20 protein-coding genes are annotated in these 17,817 nt (G+C 51.3%); 9 read left to right on the forward strand and 11 right to left on the reverse strand.

The genetic code is table 11. The features are described from left to right. The first annotated feature begins 10 nt into the window (after positions 1–10). Entirely contained in the window at positions 11–391 is a 381-nt protein-coding gene (locus tag P402_RS0109505; RefSeq protein ID WP_026828463.1) for a VOC family protein, read from the forward strand. 86 nt (positions 392–477) lie between these two features. Here P402_RS0109505 and P402_RS0109510 read toward each other — a convergent pair whose 3' ends face one another. From P402_RS0109510 to P402_RS0109525, 4 genes are all read right to left on the reverse strand, one after another. Next, entirely contained in the window at positions 478–1,428 is a 951-nt protein-coding gene (locus P402_RS0109510; protein ID WP_026828464.1) for a sensor domain-containing diguanylate cyclase, read from the reverse strand. Between the two features lie 179 nt (positions 1,429–1,607). Then, positions 1,608–2,591, reverse strand: coding sequence for a FecCD family ABC transporter permease (locus P402_RS0109515; protein ID WP_026828465.1), 984 nt, complete (start codon positions 2,589–2,591; stop codon positions 1,608–1,610). Beyond that, complete coding sequence (locus P402_RS0109520; RefSeq protein WP_026828466.1) at positions 2,592–3,584, reverse strand: FecCD family ABC transporter permease; 993 nt, start codon at positions 3,582–3,584, stop codon at positions 2,592–2,594. It lies immediately after the preceding gene. Positions 3,585–3,639: 55 nt separating this feature from the next. Then, on the reverse strand, positions 3,640–4,566 hold the full coding sequence (locus P402_RS0109525; protein ID WP_026828467.1) for an ABC transporter substrate-binding protein: 927 nt from the start codon (positions 4,564–4,566) through the stop codon (positions 3,640–3,642). A 170-nt stretch (positions 4,567–4,736) separates the two neighbouring features. Here P402_RS0109525 and P402_RS0109530 point away from each other — a divergent pair, with 170 nt between their 5' ends. Continuing rightward, positions 4,737–5,498: an arylamine N-acetyltransferase family protein gene (locus P402_RS0109530; RefSeq protein ID WP_026828468.1), complete on the forward strand. Its 762-nt coding sequence runs from the start codon at positions 4,737–4,739 to the stop codon at positions 5,496–5,498. Positions 5,499–5,512: 14 nt separating this feature from the next. Next, positions 5,513–5,992, forward strand: a complete 480-nt coding sequence (locus P402_RS0109535; RefSeq protein ID WP_026828469.1) for an NUDIX hydrolase — start codon at positions 5,513–5,515, stop codon at positions 5,990–5,992. Positions 5,993–6,052: 60 nt separating this feature from the next. Here P402_RS0109535 and P402_RS0109540 read toward each other — a convergent pair whose 3' ends face one another. Genes P402_RS0109540 through P402_RS0109550 form a run of 3 tightly spaced genes read right to left on the reverse strand, consistent with a single transcriptional unit; the run spans position 6,053 to position 8,387 of the window. Next, complete coding sequence (locus tag P402_RS0109540; RefSeq protein ID WP_026828470.1) at positions 6,053–6,763, reverse strand: DUF554 domain-containing protein; 711 nt, start codon at positions 6,761–6,763, stop codon at positions 6,053–6,055. A 53-nt stretch (positions 6,764–6,816) separates the two neighbouring features. Further along, positions 6,817–7,734, reverse strand: coding sequence for a DMT family transporter (locus tag P402_RS0109545; protein ID WP_026828471.1), 918 nt, complete (start codon positions 7,732–7,734; stop codon positions 6,817–6,819). After that, a complete protein-coding gene (locus P402_RS0109550; RefSeq protein ID WP_026828472.1) occupies positions 7,719–8,387 on the reverse strand; it encodes a GntR family transcriptional regulator in 669 nt (222 codons plus the stop codon). The genes P402_RS0109545 and P402_RS0109550 overlap by 16 nt, the downstream gene beginning before the upstream one ends. A 165-nt stretch (positions 8,388–8,552) precedes the next feature. Between P402_RS0109550 and P402_RS17060 the strand changes: the two genes are divergently transcribed. Both P402_RS17060 and P402_RS0109560 read left to right on the forward strand, forming a co-directional pair. After that, positions 8,553–8,726, forward strand: a complete 174-nt coding sequence (locus tag P402_RS17060; RefSeq protein WP_200868720.1) for a hypothetical protein — start codon at positions 8,553–8,555, stop codon at positions 8,724–8,726. A 57-nt stretch (positions 8,727–8,783) separates the two neighbouring features. After that, positions 8,784–9,026, forward strand: a complete 243-nt coding sequence (locus P402_RS0109560; protein ID WP_026828473.1) for a hypothetical protein — start codon at positions 8,784–8,786, stop codon at positions 9,024–9,026. Positions 9,027–9,100: 74 nt separating this feature from the next. On the opposite strand, the gene P402_RS0109565 is transcribed toward P402_RS0109560, so the two are convergent. Further along, entirely contained in the window at positions 9,101–10,336 is a 1,236-nt protein-coding gene (locus tag P402_RS0109565; RefSeq protein WP_026828474.1) for an MDR family MFS transporter, read from the reverse strand. A 102-nt stretch (positions 10,337–10,438) separates the two neighbouring features. Here P402_RS0109565 and P402_RS0109570 point away from each other — a divergent pair, with 102 nt between their 5' ends. Both P402_RS0109570 and P402_RS0109575 read left to right on the forward strand, forming a co-directional pair. Further along, positions 10,439–12,064: an ABC transporter substrate-binding protein gene (locus tag P402_RS0109570; protein WP_026828475.1), complete on the forward strand. Its 1,626-nt coding sequence runs from the start codon at positions 10,439–10,441 to the stop codon at positions 12,062–12,064. Positions 12,065–12,241: 177 nt separating this feature from the next. Further along, positions 12,242–13,396 (forward strand): globin domain-containing protein, encoded by a 1,155-nt coding sequence (locus P402_RS0109575; RefSeq protein ID WP_026828476.1) that lies wholly within the window; start codon positions 12,242–12,244, stop codon positions 13,394–13,396. 298 nt (positions 13,397–13,694) lie between these two features. Here P402_RS0109575 and P402_RS0109585 read toward each other — a convergent pair whose 3' ends face one another. Further along, positions 13,695–14,894, reverse strand: a complete 1,200-nt coding sequence (locus tag P402_RS0109585) for an MFS transporter (protein WP_026828477.1) — start codon at positions 14,892–14,894, stop codon at positions 13,695–13,697. Positions 14,895–15,124: 230 nt separating this feature from the next. Here P402_RS0109585 and P402_RS0109590 point away from each other — a divergent pair, with 230 nt between their 5' ends. Next, complete coding sequence (locus P402_RS0109590) at positions 15,125–15,421, forward strand: hypothetical protein (RefSeq protein WP_235188857.1); 297 nt, start codon at positions 15,125–15,127, stop codon at positions 15,419–15,421. An 81-nt stretch (positions 15,422–15,502) separates the two neighbouring features. Here the strand turns inward: P402_RS0109590 and P402_RS0109595 are convergent, their stop codons facing one another. Continuing rightward, the gene (locus P402_RS0109595; RefSeq protein ID WP_026828479.1) at positions 15,503–16,261 is read right to left on the reverse strand and encodes an SDR family NAD(P)-dependent oxidoreductase; all 759 of its coding nucleotides are present in this window, start codon (positions 16,259–16,261) and stop codon (positions 15,503–15,505) included. Positions 16,262–16,344: 83 nt separating this feature from the next. Here P402_RS0109595 and P402_RS0109600 point away from each other — a divergent pair, with 83 nt between their 5' ends. Further along, a complete protein-coding gene (locus tag P402_RS0109600; protein ID WP_026828480.1) occupies positions 16,345–16,725 on the forward strand; it encodes a MerR family transcriptional regulator in 381 nt (126 codons plus the stop codon). Here P402_RS0109600 and P402_RS0109605 read toward each other — a convergent pair. Further along, on the reverse strand, positions 16,722–17,792 hold the full coding sequence (locus tag P402_RS0109605; RefSeq protein WP_026828481.1) for a threonine aldolase family protein: 1,071 nt from the start codon (positions 17,790–17,792) through the stop codon (positions 16,722–16,724). The genes P402_RS0109600 and P402_RS0109605 overlap by 4 nt on opposite strands. Positions 17,793–17,817 lie beyond the last annotated feature (25 nt).

Consider the following 17,817-nt stretch of genomic DNA (forward strand, 5'->3'; position numbering starts at 1 on the left):
GTTTGCTCTCATGAAAATTGAACATATCGCCCTCTGGGTTAAGGATCTTGAACAAATGAGAACCTTTTACGAAACGTACTTTGATGCTCAAGCCAATGCGTTGTACCATAATCCGACAAAAGGTTTTTCGTCTTATTTCCTGCACTTTAAATCAGGAGCCCGGCTTGAGTTGATGCACCGGACGGATATCGACCACGAGGCACCGCGCGACCGATTTGGTTATGCGCATATTGCCTTTTCACTCGGCAGCCGGTTCGCCGTCGATCAGTTGACGAACCGACTCGAACAAGACGGCTACACTCGCCTCGATGGTCCCCGTCTGACAGGAGACGGGTATTATGAAAGTGTCTTTCTGGATCCGGAAGGGCTGACGATTGAGCTGACTGTCTGATGCCATACAAAAAAACACCATCTGTCTGACGCCCTTCTCGCGAAGCGGACGTGAAGACGGATGGTGTTTTTGATCTGTCCTGAAGGTCAATCGGTCAGTGCCTCAAACACCTTGTACCTGTTCTTGCCGGACGACTTGGCCTCGTATAACGCGATATCGGCCTGCCGCAGGAGATTTTTCAAACTGGTTTCCTCCGCCGTATACGAAACAATCCCGATACTCGTCGACAATTCATATTCGTTCCACTGGCTCAGACAGGCGAGGACTTCGTCTGCTTGACGAAGCAATACTTCCTGACTGATGCCGTAAGAAAAGTGGAGCACGAACTCATCTCCCCCCAACCTAACGGCGCACGCTGCTTTTTGTCCTGCAATCAGCGTTTGCAGACGTCTTGCCACTTCTAGTAACACCACATCACCCGCGTCATGTCCATAAACATCGTTGATTTTCTTGAAACCATCCAAATCAAGGAAAAAGAGCGCACCCGCCTCGCGAGGTTGCGTATCGAAGCGGTTCATCAAATACCGTCTATTGTAGAGATCGGTCAATGGATCGCGCCAAACGAACCGTTCCAACTCCAAATAATACGAGAACAGACGAACAATCCGTTGTAACAGTTTGATACTTTTGCCTTCAAACAGACTGGCTTCATCATTGATGGCACATAACGTCCCAAATTTTTCACCGTTCGTCAGCGAAATCGGAATCCCTAAATAAGACTGGACGTTAGCCCCTTTAAGGATCTCTCTCATCCCGTCGAGACTCGGCTCTTTCGTTACATCTTCGTATACTAGAGGTTGCTTGGTTGTAAAATCGATTCGGTTGCAAAGGGAATGATTCAAATCGATGACCATCCCTTCCGCAACACGCATACTAGTCTCCTCATCCGAGAGTTTCAGGATCAGTTGCTCCCCATTCTCGATGGCGGATAGATAAAACAGTTGCTCCGGTAGAATTTCTTTTGCCAAATCCAGTAAATCATCCGCTAAATCGTCAAATTTTGTGTACATCTTCAATTCTTCAAATTGTATGTTCATTCGGCACCTCGACATGACATAGTTTTCAAATACTCCATTTGCGTCGTTAAATGCAAGTTATAAAGTCATTTTACCATAAAAAGGATGACAAGACAGAATAGGCGTGAAAATCGGATTGCAACAAAGAACCCCCGAACGGATGACATGTGACCGTTTGGAGGTTCTTACATTGGATAGCGTCACGCCCGTTCTTTCCGCAACAGGTACAAGAAGTACGGCACACCGATGATTGCCGTGATTAATCCGGCTGGAATCTCAAGCGGCGGATGGATGCCGCGTCCGAGCGCGTCCGCAACGACAAGCAGTCCACCCCCGACGAGGACAGCCATCGGAATCAACAGATGATGCCGGTGTCCGATCAAACGTCGTGCCATATGCGGGGCGACAAGACCAAGAAAGCCGATCGACCCGACCATCGCGACCGCGACACCCGCTAAGGCGACGGCAAAGGCGAGGAATACATACCGTGTTCCCTTCATCCGTAATCCGAGACCAATCGCTGCGTCTTCACTGAGCGATAAAATGTCGAGTTGCCGGTGACCGGACCAGATGACGAGTCCAAGCAACAGGAAGACCGGTGCCAGAACGTACACTTCCGTCCAACCTTTGCCGAACAAGCTGCCGGCCAGCCAGACGAGCGAATCATTGGTCTGGAGAGGAAACTTGATCAACAGGTATTCCGTTCCCGATGCACAAATCGCACTGACGGCGATGCCGAGCAAGGCAAAGGAACTGTTTTGCAGTTTCCCGTGATCCGCAAGCAGCATCAACGCGACCATCACAAGCGTTGCTCCTATTAAGGCGGCAAGTGGCGTCAAGACAAGCGGACCATCAGGGATCAAGGCAATCGTCAAGACGGCGAATAACGCGGCCCCATTCGTCACCCCGATGACATCGGGCGAGACGAGCGGATTGCGGATAATCGCCTGTAACAAGACACCGGACAAGGCAAAACAACCACCGGCGAGGAACGCGAGGAGCGTCCGCGGCAAACGATAGTTCCAGACGATGAAGGAACCGGCGCCGTCTCCTTGAAGAGCCGCGACGATTTCACCCGGCTTCAGAAACACGGAACCGATGCCAAGCAACAGGAAACTGAGCACGGTGACAAGGAGTGACATGAGGCCTAGACCGAGCCATGGTTTTTGACGGAGTCTGTTCATTTAGGCAATCCCCCTTGTCTGCCGTTTCGCTAAATACAAAAAGAACGGCGCTCCGAGTAATGCGGTCACGATCCCGACCGGTGATTCATACGGATAGGCGATGAACCGGGCGAGGACATCAGCATATGTCAGCAACAGACCGCCGCACAATGCCGAAATCGGTAAGACATAGCGGTAATCCTCACCGACCAACCGCCGGACGATATGCGGAACCATCAGACCGATGAAGCCGATTGCTCCGGCGACCGCGACCGTCACCCCGGCCAGCAGGACAACAGCGACGGCTGCCATCATCCGGATCCGGGTGATGTTCTGCCCCAGTCCGACGGCTACATCTTGACCGAGTTGGAAAATCGCCAGCGACTTGGCCAAGCTGAATGCTAAGATCAAGCCGATGATCGACCAGGGTAGAATCAACTGCACTTCGATCCATCCACTGTCACTGATTGAACCGGATAACCAGTACAGGACATTGGTAATCCGGTCGTTGAATAAAATCAACCCTTTCGTCAAGGACGTCAGCAACAAGTGGATCGCCATCCCGACGAGGGCCAGCTTCAGACTCGTCATGCCGCGGACGGAGGCAAACGAGAAAACCAGTAATCCGCCAATCATTGCACCGAAAAAGGCGAAATAGACCAGATTCGCTGTCCCGAGTGCCGGGAACAGCAACAAAGCGAGGACGACAAACAGCGACGCCCCGGCGTTGACGCCGAACACTTGCGGCGAAGCCAGCGGATTACGTGTGACCGCCTGCATCAAGGCACCGGCGACGGCTAAGTTTGCCCCGAGTAATAAACCGAGTAACAACCGCGGCAAGCGGAGTGTCGTCAAGACCAATGTTTCTTTCGAAAGATTGCCGGATGACCATTCCCGAATTGCTTCGAACGGTTGAATCGTCGTGACACCAAGAAACAGACTGAGGTAGGATCCGAGTCCGATCAGGACAAGGAGTACGACGAGCAAGCGGATCAATCGTGTGTGTCGGATCATCAACTGATCCTCCTTTCATCAACAAAAGCCAGATTGCTCTGGCTTTGTCTGTCGTTTACTTGTTTTTTTGATTCAGCAGTTGAATCGCTTCATCGACGATTTGTTCCGCGGCGTCGAGTCCACGGTAACGGGTCCATAAGTCCCGATTGACTTCGTAGACTTCCCCTTTTTTGACGGCTGTGATCTGATTCCACAGCGGATTCTTTTTCCACTCATCGAGCAGCTTTGGATCCGCTTCTGCCATGAAGATGACGTCCGGATCCCATTTGACGATCTGTTCGAGCGTGATCGTCACGGTTGGTTCCGCTGTTTTCGTAATGGCATTGTCAATCCCCATTTTTTCGAGCAATTCGCCGTCAAACGATGTTTCACCGTGTGCCGTCAACGAATCCGACCGGAAGACACCAACCATGATCTGGCGTTGATCGTTCGGATCGACTTTTTGTTTGGCTGCTGCGAGACGCTCCTCGTGTAGCTGGAGACGTTGATCCATCTTGTCCGTCTGACCAACCGCTTCCGCGATGCTCTTAAACGACGCGATGTTTTCCTGATAGGTCGCGTTCCGGCTCTTTAAAATGATCGTCGGTGCGATTTGCTGCAACTGTTTGTAGATTCCTTTATGCCGGTTGAAATCACCGATGATCAAGTCCGGTTTCAGAGAACTGATGACTTCGAGATTCGGTTGTTGGCGTGTTCCGACTTCCGTAAAGGAAATTTTCTTGCCGAGCAGACCCGACACATCATCTTTATTTTCTTGCGCGATGCCGACCGGTTCGATCCCCAGTTCGTCAAGCGCGTCGACGAATGAGAATTCCAGGGCGACGACGCGTTTCGGATTGTCCGGAACGTTTGTTGTCCCCGCTTCGTGCGTGACTTTATGCGTCTGTTTCGTCTCTTCTTTCGCTTGTCCGGCGCATGCCGCAAGCATCAGACAACTGACCATCAAGACGGCTAATGCCCATGATGTGCGTGTACGTGACATGGTAATGCCTCCTTTTAAGTTCGGAATGAGAATCATTCTTAATTAATCCTGTTTCAGCATAACAAAGATTTATTCGAAACAAAAGACCAAATCTTATTTCCAGATAACATATGTCATTTTTTGGACGGATTGTGCGATAATGAAAAGACGAAACAAAGGAGGAATTTCCGTTGTCATCACTCATAAAAGAGATTGCCGTTCAGATCAAGTATCCGCTCGGACATATCATCTCGTTTGACGATTTACCCGCGTTACTCGAAGCGTTTGCTTATCATCTTCCGTTTGATAACCAGGCGGTCCTGTCGAAACGGACTGCCCCGTTTAATCCGGATCGTCTCGAGCAGACATTCGTGACGGATCGGACTGGGGGCGTCTGCTACGACTTGAATTATCTACTATACGAAATCTTGCGGATCAAAGGGTTTGATGTCGCGCTCGTCAAGGCGACCGTCTTCGATCAGGAAAATGACAGCTGGTCCGCGACGGGTCCGACACATGTCGCTGTTTTGCTCCGGCATCAAGGAGACACGTATATTGTCGACACCGGCTTTGGCGTTAACCTCGCGTTACGTCCGATTCCGTTGACCGGCGAAACAATCAGTTCAGCAAGCGGCAGCTTCCGGATTGCGCCGAATGGTGCCGGCTATCAACTCGAGATGTTGCGGACCGGCCAGGACGACGAGTTTGTCATCGGTTACCACTTCTATACGCAACAGACCGTATTGCCGGAACAATTGTCGTCTATCGAACAAGTCATCCAGGACCATCCGGCATCTCCGTTCAATAAACGTAGTCTGCTCGCGATCCGGACACCGGACGGACACCGCATCCTGACGCAGCAGGCCTTGACGACGTGGACGGACGGCAAAAAAACGATTCAACCGGTCACCTCAGACGACCAGTACGTTGCTTGGAAACACGACTTCTTTTAAGGGAGAGATGATGCTTGTACCGTTATACATTGTGTTTGATCCGGAAAGCCGATCAGTGGTTGTTGCTAAACCGTCAAAAACAGCCTGCGATGGGCATGTGGAACGGGGTCGGCGGAAAAATCGAAGCCGGTGAATCGCCGGCGGAGTCGGTCATCCGGGAAACATATGAAGAGACCGGCATCCGCTTGACCGATGTCCACTTAGCCGGAACGATCCTTTTACGGGCGGATGAGACGGTCGGGATTTACCTGTTCCTCGCCGACATGCCGGATGAGCAGATGATCACGACGCCGCTCGCGACCCGTGAAGGCATTCTTGACTGGAAACAAACGGACTGGATTCTTGACCCGGAAAATACCGGTGTCATCAGCAACCTGAAAGCGTACTTGCCGTATGTCATAAAACAAAAGACAGCACAGCTCCACACGTTCGATTACGCCGGTCATCAACTGCTGGATCATCAGATTTCGCCGCTCGAACATGTTATTCAGTAAAAAAAGACGTCCGACTGCTTACTGACAACACCTGTCAATAAAGCAGTCGGACGTTTTCAATTAATTCAAACCAAACCATTCCAATCCGGTCACGATCAAAGCGACCATCACAATACCGGGCAAGAGATTCGCGACCCGGATTTTCGTGATTCCGGCGAGATTTAAGCCGATTGCTAAAATCATCACCCCGCCGGTCGCTGTCATCTCGACGATGAACTGTTGCAGGATGGCATCCGGAACGAATTGGGTAATCGCAACAGCGCCGAGTGCAATCGCCCCTTGATACACAAGTACCGGAATGGCGGAGAATATGACGCCGATCCCGAGCGTCGAACTGAGGACAAGTGCCGTGAAGCCGTCAATCAGTCCTTTTGTATAGAGGACGTCGTGATCTTGGCGCAGCCCACCGTCCAATGCTCCGAGCACCCCCATCGCCCCGATGACGAAGATTAATGTCGCGGTGACGAATCCTTCGGCGATGTTTGACGGTCGCCCCCGTCCGATTTTGAGCTCAAGCCATTCACCGACCCGATTGAGTTTTTCGTCAATCCGTAACCATTCACCAATCGCGCCGCCTAAGACGAGACTGCCGATGACGATTAAAAAGTTTTCGCTTTTCAGCCCCATCTGGACACCGAGCACGACGACGGCGAGACCAATCGCTTGGACAACGGTTTCTTTCATCCGTTCGGGAATTTTATGGAACAGCAAGCCAAGTAATGTTCCGACAATGATTAATCCTGTATTGACGAGTGTTCCGGTTAAGACCATACTTTTCCTTCTTCCTGTATAAAAAATTTAAATAAATTTGGTAATTGAAATAATTATACTTCGGGTAATTCTTTTGACTGGGCCTGCTTTAAACTGTGAATCGTCATCCCGAGCATCACGAGCAGCATCCCGAACAACGCGAGACCGGTCGGAAACATGGCGTGTAAAAACACCATTTCCCCGAGGACGGTGAACAGGATTTCAAACGACTGCGTTGCTTCGACGGCTGCGAGACGGACCGGTTCCGTCCGGACGAGTGTCGTCGCATAAAAGAACAACGATGTCGCGATGACGCCGGAGAACAATGCGACCAGTCCCGACTGACCGACTTGTCCCGCGGACGGTAAGCCGACCTGCATGTAGGCAATCCCGGATAACACGAGCCAAAACGGCAGACTGGCCACCGTCATCCCGAGAATCCGGTCAAAGACATCGAGTTCGTCCCCGTACCGTTCCATCATCTTCCGGTTGCCGAGCGGATACGCGATCGCGGCACAGATGACTGGAAGGACGCCAAGCAACAACGTCGTCAGCGACACCCCTTCCGCGACCGACAGTTGCATCAGGCAGACACCAATGACGATTAACAGCGAATAGCGGAGCGATCCCCACGGAATCGTCTGTTTAAACAGCGGTGCCAGCAACGGTCCGGCCAGAATCGTCACTTGCCACGTTCCGGCAATCAGCCAGCCGGGTGAATAATCCGCGGCCAGGCAAATCCCGCTGTAAAAAATGCCGAAGCCGATCGTCCCGTAGGTCAGCCAAAACTGTGGCGCTTCCCGGAGCGCCGACCAGACACGACCGAGCCGGCGCCGGTAGGCGACAATCAGAATCAATAACGGCAACATCAGATAAAACCGTAAAGCGGCACTGTAGATCCAGTGTCCCCCACTCCCTTGCATCGATTGATTCAAAATGAAGGTGACGGCAAAAAACATCGCCGCGAAAATCCCGATTATGATGGGTCGCATGGGGTGTCCTCCTCCAAGGAAGCAATCAGGTGACGTCCGAGACCGTTCCAGTTGTGTTCGGTCGCACGGACGAGTGCTTCGATCTTCCCGTTTTGACAGGCTTCGATGATTGTTTGATGATCCGTGACCGAATCATGTCCGTGGCGGCTGAACTGGGCATATTCAAGCCGGCGGATCAGCGGGGTCAAGCGGTTTAACGTGTCCGTCAGTTGACCGTTTTGACTCCGTTCAAGGAACAGCCCGTGAAAGGCGTCATCAAGTTGCAACGCCGTTTCAGCATCTTCGTGCGTAATCGCGTCCTGAAACGCTTGATTGAGTTCAATTAGACGGGTGATATCCGCTTCCGATAAGGGAAACGCGAGACGTGCAGCAAGCGCATGCAGTGTCGCGACGATCGGAAACGTCTGCCGTACCTGCGTCGCGTCAAGCATCGTGACGTTCGTCCGTGATCCCCGTTTCGTAACGACGAGTCCCTCCTCCTCCAGTTTCTTCAACGCTTCACGGACCGGTGTCCGGCTGACGCCAAACGTCTCCGCGAGTTGCTGATCGTTCAGTTTTTGACCCGGTGACAAGGTCAAGGTGATGATTTGCTGTTGCAGTCGTTGATACACTTCTTCACTTAAGGAAGTTCGTTGAATCGGTTGATTTTTCATACAACTAATATATTACATATCAATTAGTAATGTACAGATTTTTCCTGCTAATGTGATGAACGATTATTTGGAGTGCCGTTACAATATTTAAACCGCCTTGAAGTCACACCCCATTTAATTTACAATTATTTGGTAGCTGATTCTTGTCATATGGAGGGTTAATCGATGTCTAGTCTCGGATTATTTCTAATCATTATCATCTCAATTGCCATCTGGATTACCGTCTCCAAAGAAGTCACAAAGGATTCTGAGGACATCAGTCGTCCGAAGCTGTTGACGTTGCTGACTGCAGGATCGATTTCGACCATCATTCTAGTCATCACACTTGTTCAGTCTTGAAAATCTTCTGACCTTAAAATAGTTGTAGCAACGCTTTAAGAAACGGGGCATATCATAATGAACGTGAAATCCTTTCTTCTCAGCTTCATCCTGATTTATCTGCTGCTCAGTCTCCCTGCTGTCTTCGGAATCGGCTACGTGATTGACTGGGTGCCGGAAGCGACGCTCGGTCAAAAGTTCAACGGTTATGTGATCGAAGGGCTGGGAAACCAGTTCCTGCTGAAAAGCTTATGTGCCGTGATTGCAAGTCTGGTCCTGAGTCGTCTGCTGTCTAACCGAAGAGCAGGAAAACGTATGTAATGCCACAAAAAGACGTCCCGCTCTGTTTGAGCAGGACGCCTTTTGCTATATTTCTTCCTTAGGGACAGCGCCGCTTAGGAAGCCTGTTGTTTCTCAACGACTTTTTCTTTTCGGAACAAGCCGAGGTAGACCAGTCCGAGTCCGAGACAGACAATCAGTCCAATGTAGACACTCATCATGAACGGCGCGAGGATCGCTCCGAGAATGAGCGTCGAGCGGGACAACAGATCGGCACCGGCATGTGATGTTCCGGCAAAGGCCGAGTAGGCACCGCGTTGGTCGGCCGGCATCATGTTGGCTTTTTCCGCGTTCAGCGTCGGGGAATAGAGCAGCTCCCCCATCGTCGCGATGAAGATGAATGTCAATAACAGTGTCAGCGAATTGGCACTCGTCACGGTGGCGTAGCCGATGATGTAGAGGACCAGTCCGCCGACCAGTGCCTGTTTATTCGTAAAGCGATTTGAGAACCGTTGAATGAAGAACGTCAAACAGACGACAAGGATTGTATTTTCAATGTTGATCAAACTGAGCATCCGGACGCCGTTGACGGTCAGGTCACCGATCGTAATTGTGTCGAATTCGTCCGCCAAGCGGACGGCGACGTAACTGCTTATCGAAAATTCGGCGGCGAGAATACACATCGAACCGAAGACCACTTTAACGAACGGCCGGTCACGCCAGGCGATCTGATAACTTTTTCCGAGATCCAAAAATACATTCCGGAGCGGTTGTTTCTGCCAGACGTGTTTCGATTCGTCGAGCAAAAAATGATAAGCGACCGGTAACAGCAAGGACGTACACGTCAACAGACTGAATAAAAACAGCCGGTTGCTGACGTAAAGCCAACCGCCGAGCGCCGTTCCGAGGGCAATCGACAGATTGATCAGCCAGTAGTCGATCGCATAGACCGCGCGCCGGTTTTCCGGCGTCGTCGCATCGATGATGATTGCACTCATCGCCGGCCGGCCGATATTGCTTGTCACCGTGAAGATCGCATAAGCAATCGTAAAGAGCAGCATTTGATCGCTGGCGAGACTGATCGTCATCACTAAAAACATCAATCCGGTCGCCGTCGTCGACAGGACGAGCAGGCGTTTCCGGGGAAACCGATCGGCGAGATAGCCGCCGATCAAGCCAATCAGGAAGCTGATAACCACTGTCCCGATCAAAAAGATTCCGGCAAACACTTTGTTGTAGGCTTGGACGAACAGCAATGCCATAAACGGCATGATGGCGAAGGAAATCGTCCGGTTAAAAAACGATGTAACCAGTCTGACTTTAATTGGTTGAGGCATTTCTTTCCATTTCATATTGTCACCTTCCATTCTCTACCTGTATGATAAACAAGACAAGTACATAAAAAAATGGACATCGTCAGAAAAAGATGTCCCCTTTTAGAATGGAGGAACGAGATGGACGCGTATCTGTTCACGTTATGGAAAACCTGCCGCGAAGGCTCCTATTCGATTGCCGAACTGGCCGAAACAATCCATTTAAGCCCCAAACAAACGAAACGCTATTTGAACCGTTGGCAGGAAGACGGTTGGCTCGCGTATACGAGCGGTCGGGGCCGCGGACATCTGACGGCACTCGTCTGGCTGCGTCATGTCGAACGCGAATATGCGAAACAGATGCTCGAACGGATTGAACGGGAGTCAGTCGATGCCGTGACGGAAGAACTGAGCTGGGACTGGTCACCGGCGCAAACGGGACGCTTCATGCGAAAGCTTGAGCAAAAGTTCGGCTATACACAGGAATTGTCCGATGCCCTGCTGATTCCCCGCAGACGTCCCTTTTTGACGACGAATCCGCTCGAAGCGGCTGACATCCACAGTGCCCACCTCGTTCAAAACGTCTTCAGCCGATTGTTTGCAATCGACGCCGACGGCAAACTGCAGGGCGAACTGGCGCACCATTATGCCTGGAACGGACCCGTCCTGTCGCTCCATTTACGAAAAGATGTCCGCTTCCATGACGGATCGCTCTTGACGAGTAAGGACGTGACGAAAAGCCTCCGGAAACTGGTTGCCTATCCCGCTTATGCCAAATCGTACCGGCATGTCCAACACATTCAATCCAATGGACCGTACCAGGTTGATATCACGTTGGACCAGCAGCGCCATTCGCTGCTGCCCAAACTGGCGACGATCCATACGAGCATCGGCAAGGACAACGTCGGGACAGGACCGTTCCAGCTGGCACAAAATGACCCGAAAAAGACGATTTTGTCAGCTTTTCCGAACTATTACGGCATCCGCGCCCTGCTCGACCGGATTGAGTTCATTCAAATGCCCGATGCCTATGATCCCGTCTACCGGACATCACGGTCAGACTCCGGTGAAACGGATACGATCTCGACTCAGTCCGGGTTTGGACTCGTCTTTTTGAATCCGCGTCCTGGTGGTCCGTTCGAGCGACCGGAAGCGCGGCACTATATTCACCGGTTGATTGCCGCGATCCGTCCGGCGATCCAGTCACTCAATGAACGGGGTTTTCCGAACGACCGCGGGTTTCTTGAACAGTTCAGTTCCGTCCATCCGCTTCCGGAGGGTCCTGCCGTTTTGTTTACACAACCGCTCCGGATCAAGCTGACTGACTTCACGGACAAGGTGACACGCTGGTTATGCGAGACACTCGACGCGCACGGAATTCCCTATGAGTTCGTACCGATCGGTTTTAAAGCGAGCATCACCGATTTTCATGCCTTTGACACGATTGATCTCGCCGTTCACGCAGAAGTCTTTGAACGGAACTTGCCGGTCGCCTTTCATCAGTTTTTAACGAATGATTTTTCCCCGCCAGCGAAGATGTTCCGGCAGATGCCGGAGATGGACAAATGGATTGACCGGTACGATGAGACGCCGTTCGAAGACTGGATGAGGTTACACCAGACGGTCGAGCGGCATTTGATCGACTCGTCTTACTTCATTCCGCTCTATGACGATACCCGAATCATCCCGTTTCCGATTGAATTACAAAATATCACGATTGATTCGTTCGGCTACTTCGATTTCTCAAAACTGTGGATTTCTTCTTAACCTCCGGTGTCCTCCGGAGGTTTTTGTCGGTTGCTTGACGAAATGATGGCATCCTTGTGACAAACATCACGTACTATTTTAAATCTAGTATTTAATCTATTGCATTAAAAACAGATGTGACGGATACTGAACTCGAACCTGATCTGACCATCCATCATCCGAAAAGGAAGTGTCTTTATGTTAACGTCATCGACCATCACCATCATCAAATCAACCGTCCCGGTGCTTGCCGAACATGGTCACAGCATCACACGTGTCTTTTATCAACGCCTATTTGAAAATCATCCGGAAATGAAACATATCTTTAATCAGTCGAATCAAAAAAATGACCGGCAGTCCCAGGCTCTCGCGACAGCCGTCTACGCCGCAGCCGCCCACATCGACCGGCTTGAAGAACTGAAACCGACGTTACTGCCCGTCCTCCATAAACACCGTAGTCTGCAAATCAAACCGTTCATGTACGACATCGTCGGGACGGAACTGATTGGTGCGATCCAGGACGTCCTCGGTGACGCAGCGACACCGGACATCCTCGACGCCTGGACCATCGGCTACGGGGAAATCGCCCAGCTGTTCATCTCGCTCGAAGCGGAACTGTATCAACAGGATGAACAAGCAACGGACTTTGAAGGGTATCAGCCGTTCGTCATCGAAGCGATGACGACAGAATCAAGCGACATCAAATCGTTTACGTTACGCCGGGCAGACGGACGACCGCTTGCTCCGTATCAAACCGGTCAATACGTCACCGTCCGCCTGCAAGCTCCGGACGGTCTTTGGCAAAACCGCCAATACAGTCTGACGACGGTCGCAAATGGATCGTCGTACACGATTGGTGTCAAACAGGACGGGTCCGTCTCGAACCAATTGCACGGGTTGTCCGTCGGCGATAGCGTATTGCTCAGCGCCCCGGCCGGTTCGTTTACACTAACAGACGCCCAAACCCCGTTTGTCGGACTTGCCGGTGGGATCGGCTTGACACCGCTCCTCGCGATGGCCGAAGCAGCGCTTGAAACAGGGCGTAAAACGACATTATACGTTGCCGTCCAGGACGATATCGACCGGCCGTTTGCCGAACAATTGGCCCGGTTTGAAGAACAGGGAGCAACAATCATCCGCTATGCGGAACGCAATGCATTGCCAGGCACGACACCGGGACGGTTGTCGATGGATGATGTAACGAACATTGACCGGACAGCCGACACGTATGTGTGCGGACCGGAAGCGATGATTCAGTTCGTCCGCCGCCACTTTAGCGGTCAGCCGGACAAGCTGCATTTTGAAGTCTTCGGACCAAGTCTCGCGCTCGATGCGCCGACTGCCGTTTCGTAACATTCTCTTATCAATGGTAAAAAAACGACGCTACCCTTCCTTGCTGGTAGCGTCGTTTGCTGTTAACTTCATCGTCAACCGTTTCGTTCGAACCGGTTGTATGTACGTGCTTATTTTTCAAGCTCCGGTGTCATCCGGCGCCATAAGACATTTAACATGACCGTCATTCCACCAATCGGAATCAAAAACATCAACGCAAGCATCGCCATTCCATCCATCTTCTGCATTCTCCTCTGTAAGCGTTTTTTTAAGTATAACGCCTCCCGCTTCTCCCGCCCTCCGCCTGAAGGCCGATTTGTCATCCGACTTCGTCCCGTCGCACTTCCGCTGCCGGTGTTTTACGCTGAAGTCGTAGGATCAGCAGGATCAGCAGACCGCTGCCGGAAAAGAACAGAAACACGGTATCGATGGCAAACATGGTCGTCAAATACGCGGACAACCCGAAGAACAGCGCCGAACTGAAGGTCGAAACGGCGACCATCGTCGAACGGATCCGTCCGAGTAAGGCATCCGGTGTCGTCTGTTGGAGTAACGTCGAAAATGGAATTCCGAACAGACTAAGTGCCATCCCGAGCAAAAACATCCCGCTGAAAGCAAACGGCAACGTCGTCGTCAGTCCGATCAGCAACGTAAAGCCGCCCTGCAGGACCATCGACAGGTAAAACATCTGCATCAGGTCAAGCCGGTTCGCAAGTCTCGCATACACGAGGGACATCCCAATCCCACCAATGACAAGGGCCAGTTCGAGCATCGAAAATGTATTCGCTCCGCCTTCAATGACATCTTTCGCAAACGGTGCGAGTAAGGCGTTGACCGGTGTAATCATCCAGTTCGCGAGGATACCGAAGACTAAAATCCGGATCAAGCGGCTGTCGCGTGTGAGATAGGTAAATCCTTCCCGTAAATCAGTCCAATAGGTCATGTCCGGTTTGTCTGCCGCTTCCTTCCCTGACGGTAACGGGAACAACAGGAACCAGGCGATCAGGTGGACAACGGCTTCCATTCCTAAAATCACCGTGATCGAAAATCCACTGATCAACACACCACCCGCCAGTAAGCCGGCAAGCGTCCCGACCCGGTCGAGCGTACTCAAATAGGCATTGGCGACCGGCAACTGCTCGGACGCGACGATCCGGGTGACGACTTTAAACGCCGTATTGCCGCCGATGACTTGCAGTAACGTCTGGAAGGCGAGCAGACAGAATAACGGCACAAGTAGGGTATCGGTCTGTGTCAGGATGAACCAGACGGCAATGAGCAGGAAAAAGCGAATCAGGACGGTCGCTTTCAGCAGGCGGACCGGCTCGATCCGGTCAATCCACGGTCCGACCAGACTCGAGCTGATGAAACGAATCACAAACACGGCACCAATTACCAACGAGACGGCTGCCGGCGACAGCAGCTGGGCACACGTCCAGTAGATCGCAATATAGGAGATACTGGCTCCGACGACAGCAATCAGGTCGGACACATAAAAATAACGAAACAGGCGGTTCATTCCAACTTCCCCTCTCATGACCGGATTCATCCGTCATTTTCTCTTTCATCAGTTTACACTTTTTTACATAATCTGGACAGATTCCTTTCCATACTTTACAGCCTTCCGTTTTCCCGACATCTGTTCGTCATATTTAGTTCATCTTGTTATCGACTTCTCATCGGACTGTAACGAAGATTTTGTGATTCGTCCTCTATACTGAAAACAGAAGGAAGTGAAGAGCCATGAGAATGCATACACGTACAGTCACCCATCATGAGTCGACGGATCATCCATCAGAAGCACGGCTCGGCTATTACTTTTTATTGATCGTCTTGCCGCTTGGTCTGGCGCATCTCGCCCAGTCACTGATCCCGTCAGTCGATTCCCATCAATCGTTTTTATTGTCCACGCTTACGATCTGTGCGATCAGTCTGTTTTCGATTCTCGGAAGTCGGACCGACGGCAGTCCTAAAACTACATTTTTCAGCTACGCGCTGTTTTTAGTCGTCAGCTTAACGTCGACGTTTGTCATGCCGCTGATTTGAGATGAACTACATAGTCGCCTCATCCGCCTCAGACACAAAAAAACCAGTTTCCGCTATCCGGAAACTGGTTTTTTGTCTGAGTTAGTTGTTTGCACCGACATACGTGAAGAGTGGTCCACGCAGTTCAAACGAATAATCTTCGGCGTTGACGATGCCGACGATTTGATCGCTGTCGAGCAACTGATCGAGGAACGTCGCCATTTCAGCCGCTGTATGGTACTTGGCGACGTTTTTGCTGTAATCAAATCCAGCTTCCCCCCGCGAACGGTCAGCGAATTCTGTTTCTGTCGCAGCAGGCGCGAGAACTTTCGCCCGCAGTTTTGCTCCGGAGTTTTTCAGCTCCTGCGCGAGTCCTTCCGTATAGGCACTGACATAGAATTTCGTCGCGCAGTACGTGACCGCGTTCGGGACAATCCGGTAACCGCCGCCGGATGAGACATTGAGGACCGTTGTCCCTTCGACGTCATGATAATCATGGACATAACGGCTTGTTAAGACGGTCAGTGCTTCGATGTTCAGACGGAGCATCTTCTCGACTTTCGGGACCGAAACGTCTTTGACGTTATCGAAGTCACCGAATCCGGCATTGTTGATCCACGTCTCGATGTCGAGATCTTTTAAGGAATCATACAATTCATGGACGTTTTCCGATTCCGTTAAATCAACCGAACGCAAGATGACATCACTGTCCGGTGCGAGTGCTTTGACTTCGTCGCGTAACTTTTCCAGTTCATCCGTCCGGCGGGCGACGAGAACAAGCGATTTTCCTTTTTTGGCAAGCACTTTTGCTGTTTCATATCCGATTCCTGAGCTGGCCCCTGTAATGACTGTGTATTTCATCTGTAATTCCCCATTTCTGTTTGGTATAGTGAAAGTCTACAAGTTAGAGTCAACTCTAAGTCAAGCAAGAAAGGTGCGAAAACATGTATACAATTTCAGAAATCAGCCAGTTAACCGAAACGACGCCCCATACAATCCGGTATTACGAAAAAGAAGGGCTGCTGTTTCCGACACGGACGGCAAGCGGGATCCGCCGTTATGACGAGACCCAACTGACGTGGCTCCGTTTTGTCCTGCGTCTCCGGGCGACGCATATGCCGATTGACCAAATCCGACAGTACGTCGAACTGTTCCTCGCTTCGTCCGAGACACACGATACGTCGCTTGAGCGGCTCCGTCTCCTTGAAGCACATCAAGAAAACGTCCGCCAGCAGCTCGCGGAACTCCAACAGACGGAACAGATGATTACGGAAAAAATCATGGCTTACCAACAGCTTCATCCGACCGTCAACAAAACGATTTAAGAAAAGACTTGCCGGAACCGTTCAAATCCGGATTCGAGTGTTTGCGGATCAAGTTCCGCATAAGCATCACCGACACTGATTTCTGTTGAACAATACCCGTCTTTATCGACAAGATAACCTACAAATCCAAGACTTGTTTCTTCCTGGACCTGTTCTAGTTTCGGAGAAACGTCTGCCGCCTGACCATTGAAGTGCAGATGGAACATGTTCGACACCGGGACTTCCGGTGTCGTATGGATGCCCGGCAACGCATTGAACCGGGCTGCCAATTCTTTCGCATCCGTGTAATACTGCCGCATGCGGTCCTTTCGCAGTTCATAATAATAATCAGCCGAAACGATATATGGATACAAGCTGATCAAGTCCCCGCCGTACCGCCGTTTCCAGATCCGCGCCGTCTTGCAAAACGCTGACGGTCCCGCGAGAATCGCCCCGGCAATCCCGCCGAGTCCTTTATAAAACGAGATGTAGACACTGTCGAATAAGCCGGCAATCTCAGCTGCTGTCTTGTCGTAATACGGTAACATCTCAAACAGCCGTGCGCCGTCGAGGTGCAACCGGATGCCCCGTTCGCGGCAATACCGGCTGATCGCTTCCAGTTCGCGATATAGCGGGGCGACACCGCCGATTTCCCGTTGCGGCAGTTCCAGCAGCAGACAAGCGATGTCCGGTAACGCTTTGATTTCGTCGAGCGTCATCAATCGGTCAGCTGCGCCGACAAGAATCGTTTTGATCGGATGCAATTCCTTTAAACCATCCTGTTCATGGATTTCGAGGTGACAAAGCGGATGGTAGGCGACGGTCCGGTTATCCGTCTCGTCCGACCAAATCCGTAAGGCGACCTGTTGCGCCATCGTGCCGCTCGGGAAAAAGACGGCGTCCTCCATTCCCAGTAGATCCGCAAATTTTCGTTCGAACGGTTCGATGATGGATCCCGTCCCGTACTGGTCACTTACCGTCTCATCTGCCACACCTTCAAAAGCGGTTTTTAATACTCCAACGTTCCGTTTCCCGTGCCCGCTGATCTGTCCTGTTGCTTGTTGAAAGCTTGTGCGTAAACGATTCATCTGATAACCTCCATTTTTTTAGGAA

The organism is Exiguobacterium sibiricum 7-3 (genome assembly GCF_000620865.1).
GTDB lineage: Bacteria > Bacillota > Bacilli > Exiguobacteriales > Exiguobacteriaceae > Exiguobacterium_A > Exiguobacterium_A sibiricum_A.

What these genes read in the sequence shown, in the direction of transcription:
- P402_RS0109510 (WP_026828464.1), bottom strand. Translation starts at nt 1,428, where the DNA reads ATGAACATACAATTTGAAGAATTGAAGATGTACACAAAATTTGACGAT.
- P402_RS0109570 (WP_026828475.1), top strand. Translation starts at nt 10,439, where the DNA reads ATGGACGCGTATCTGTTCACGTTATGGAAAACCTGCCGCGAAGGCTCC.
- P402_RS0109505 (WP_026828463.1), top strand. Translation starts at nt 11, where the DNA reads ATGAAAATTGAACATATCGCCCTCTGGGTTAAGGATCTTGAACAAATG.
- P402_RS0109605 (WP_026828481.1), bottom strand. Translation starts at nt 17,792, where the DNA reads ATGAATCGTTTACGCACAAGCTTTCAACAAGCAACAGGACAGATCAGC.
- P402_RS0109585 (WP_026828477.1), bottom strand. Translation starts at nt 14,894, where the DNA reads ATGAACCGCCTGTTTCGTTATTTTTATGTGTCCGACCTGATTGCTGTC.
- P402_RS0109560 (WP_026828473.1), top strand. Translation starts at nt 8,784, where the DNA reads ATGAACGTGAAATCCTTTCTTCTCAGCTTCATCCTGATTTATCTGCTG.
- P402_RS0109590 (WP_235188857.1), top strand. Translation starts at nt 15,125, where the DNA reads ATGCATACACGTACAGTCACCCATCATGAGTCGACGGATCATCCATCA.
- P402_RS0109520 (WP_026828466.1), bottom strand. Translation starts at nt 3,584, where the DNA reads ATGATCCGACACACACGATTGATCCGCTTGCTCGTCGTACTCCTTGTC.
- P402_RS0109575 (WP_026828476.1), top strand. Translation starts at nt 12,242, where the DNA reads ATGTTAACGTCATCGACCATCACCATCATCAAATCAACCGTCCCGGTG.
- P402_RS0109545 (WP_026828471.1), bottom strand. Translation starts at nt 7,734, where the DNA reads ATGCGACCCATCATAATCGGGATTTTCGCGGCGATGTTTTTTGCCGTC.
- P402_RS0109600 (WP_026828480.1), top strand. Translation starts at nt 16,345, where the DNA reads ATGTATACAATTTCAGAAATCAGCCAGTTAACCGAAACGACGCCCCAT.
- P402_RS0109550 (WP_026828472.1), bottom strand. Translation starts at nt 8,387, where the DNA reads ATGAAAAATCAACCGATTCAACGAACTTCCTTAAGTGAAGAAGTGTAT.
- P402_RS0109595 (WP_026828479.1), bottom strand. Translation starts at nt 16,261, where the DNA reads ATGAAATACACAGTCATTACAGGGGCCAGCTCAGGAATCGGATATGAA.
- P402_RS17060 (WP_200868720.1), top strand. Translation starts at nt 8,553, where the DNA reads ATGTCTAGTCTCGGATTATTTCTAATCATTATCATCTCAATTGCCATC.
- P402_RS0109540 (WP_026828470.1), bottom strand. Translation starts at nt 6,763, where the DNA reads ATGGTCTTAACCGGAACACTCGTCAATACAGGATTAATCATTGTCGGA.
- P402_RS0109565 (WP_026828474.1), bottom strand. Translation starts at nt 10,336, where the DNA reads ATGAAATGGAAAGAAATGCCTCAACCAATTAAAGTCAGACTGGTTACA.
- P402_RS0109515 (WP_026828465.1), bottom strand. Translation starts at nt 2,591, where the DNA reads ATGAACAGACTCCGTCAAAAACCATGGCTCGGTCTAGGCCTCATGTCA.
- P402_RS0109525 (WP_026828467.1), bottom strand. Translation starts at nt 4,566, where the DNA reads ATGTCACGTACACGCACATCATGGGCATTAGCCGTCTTGATGGTCAGT.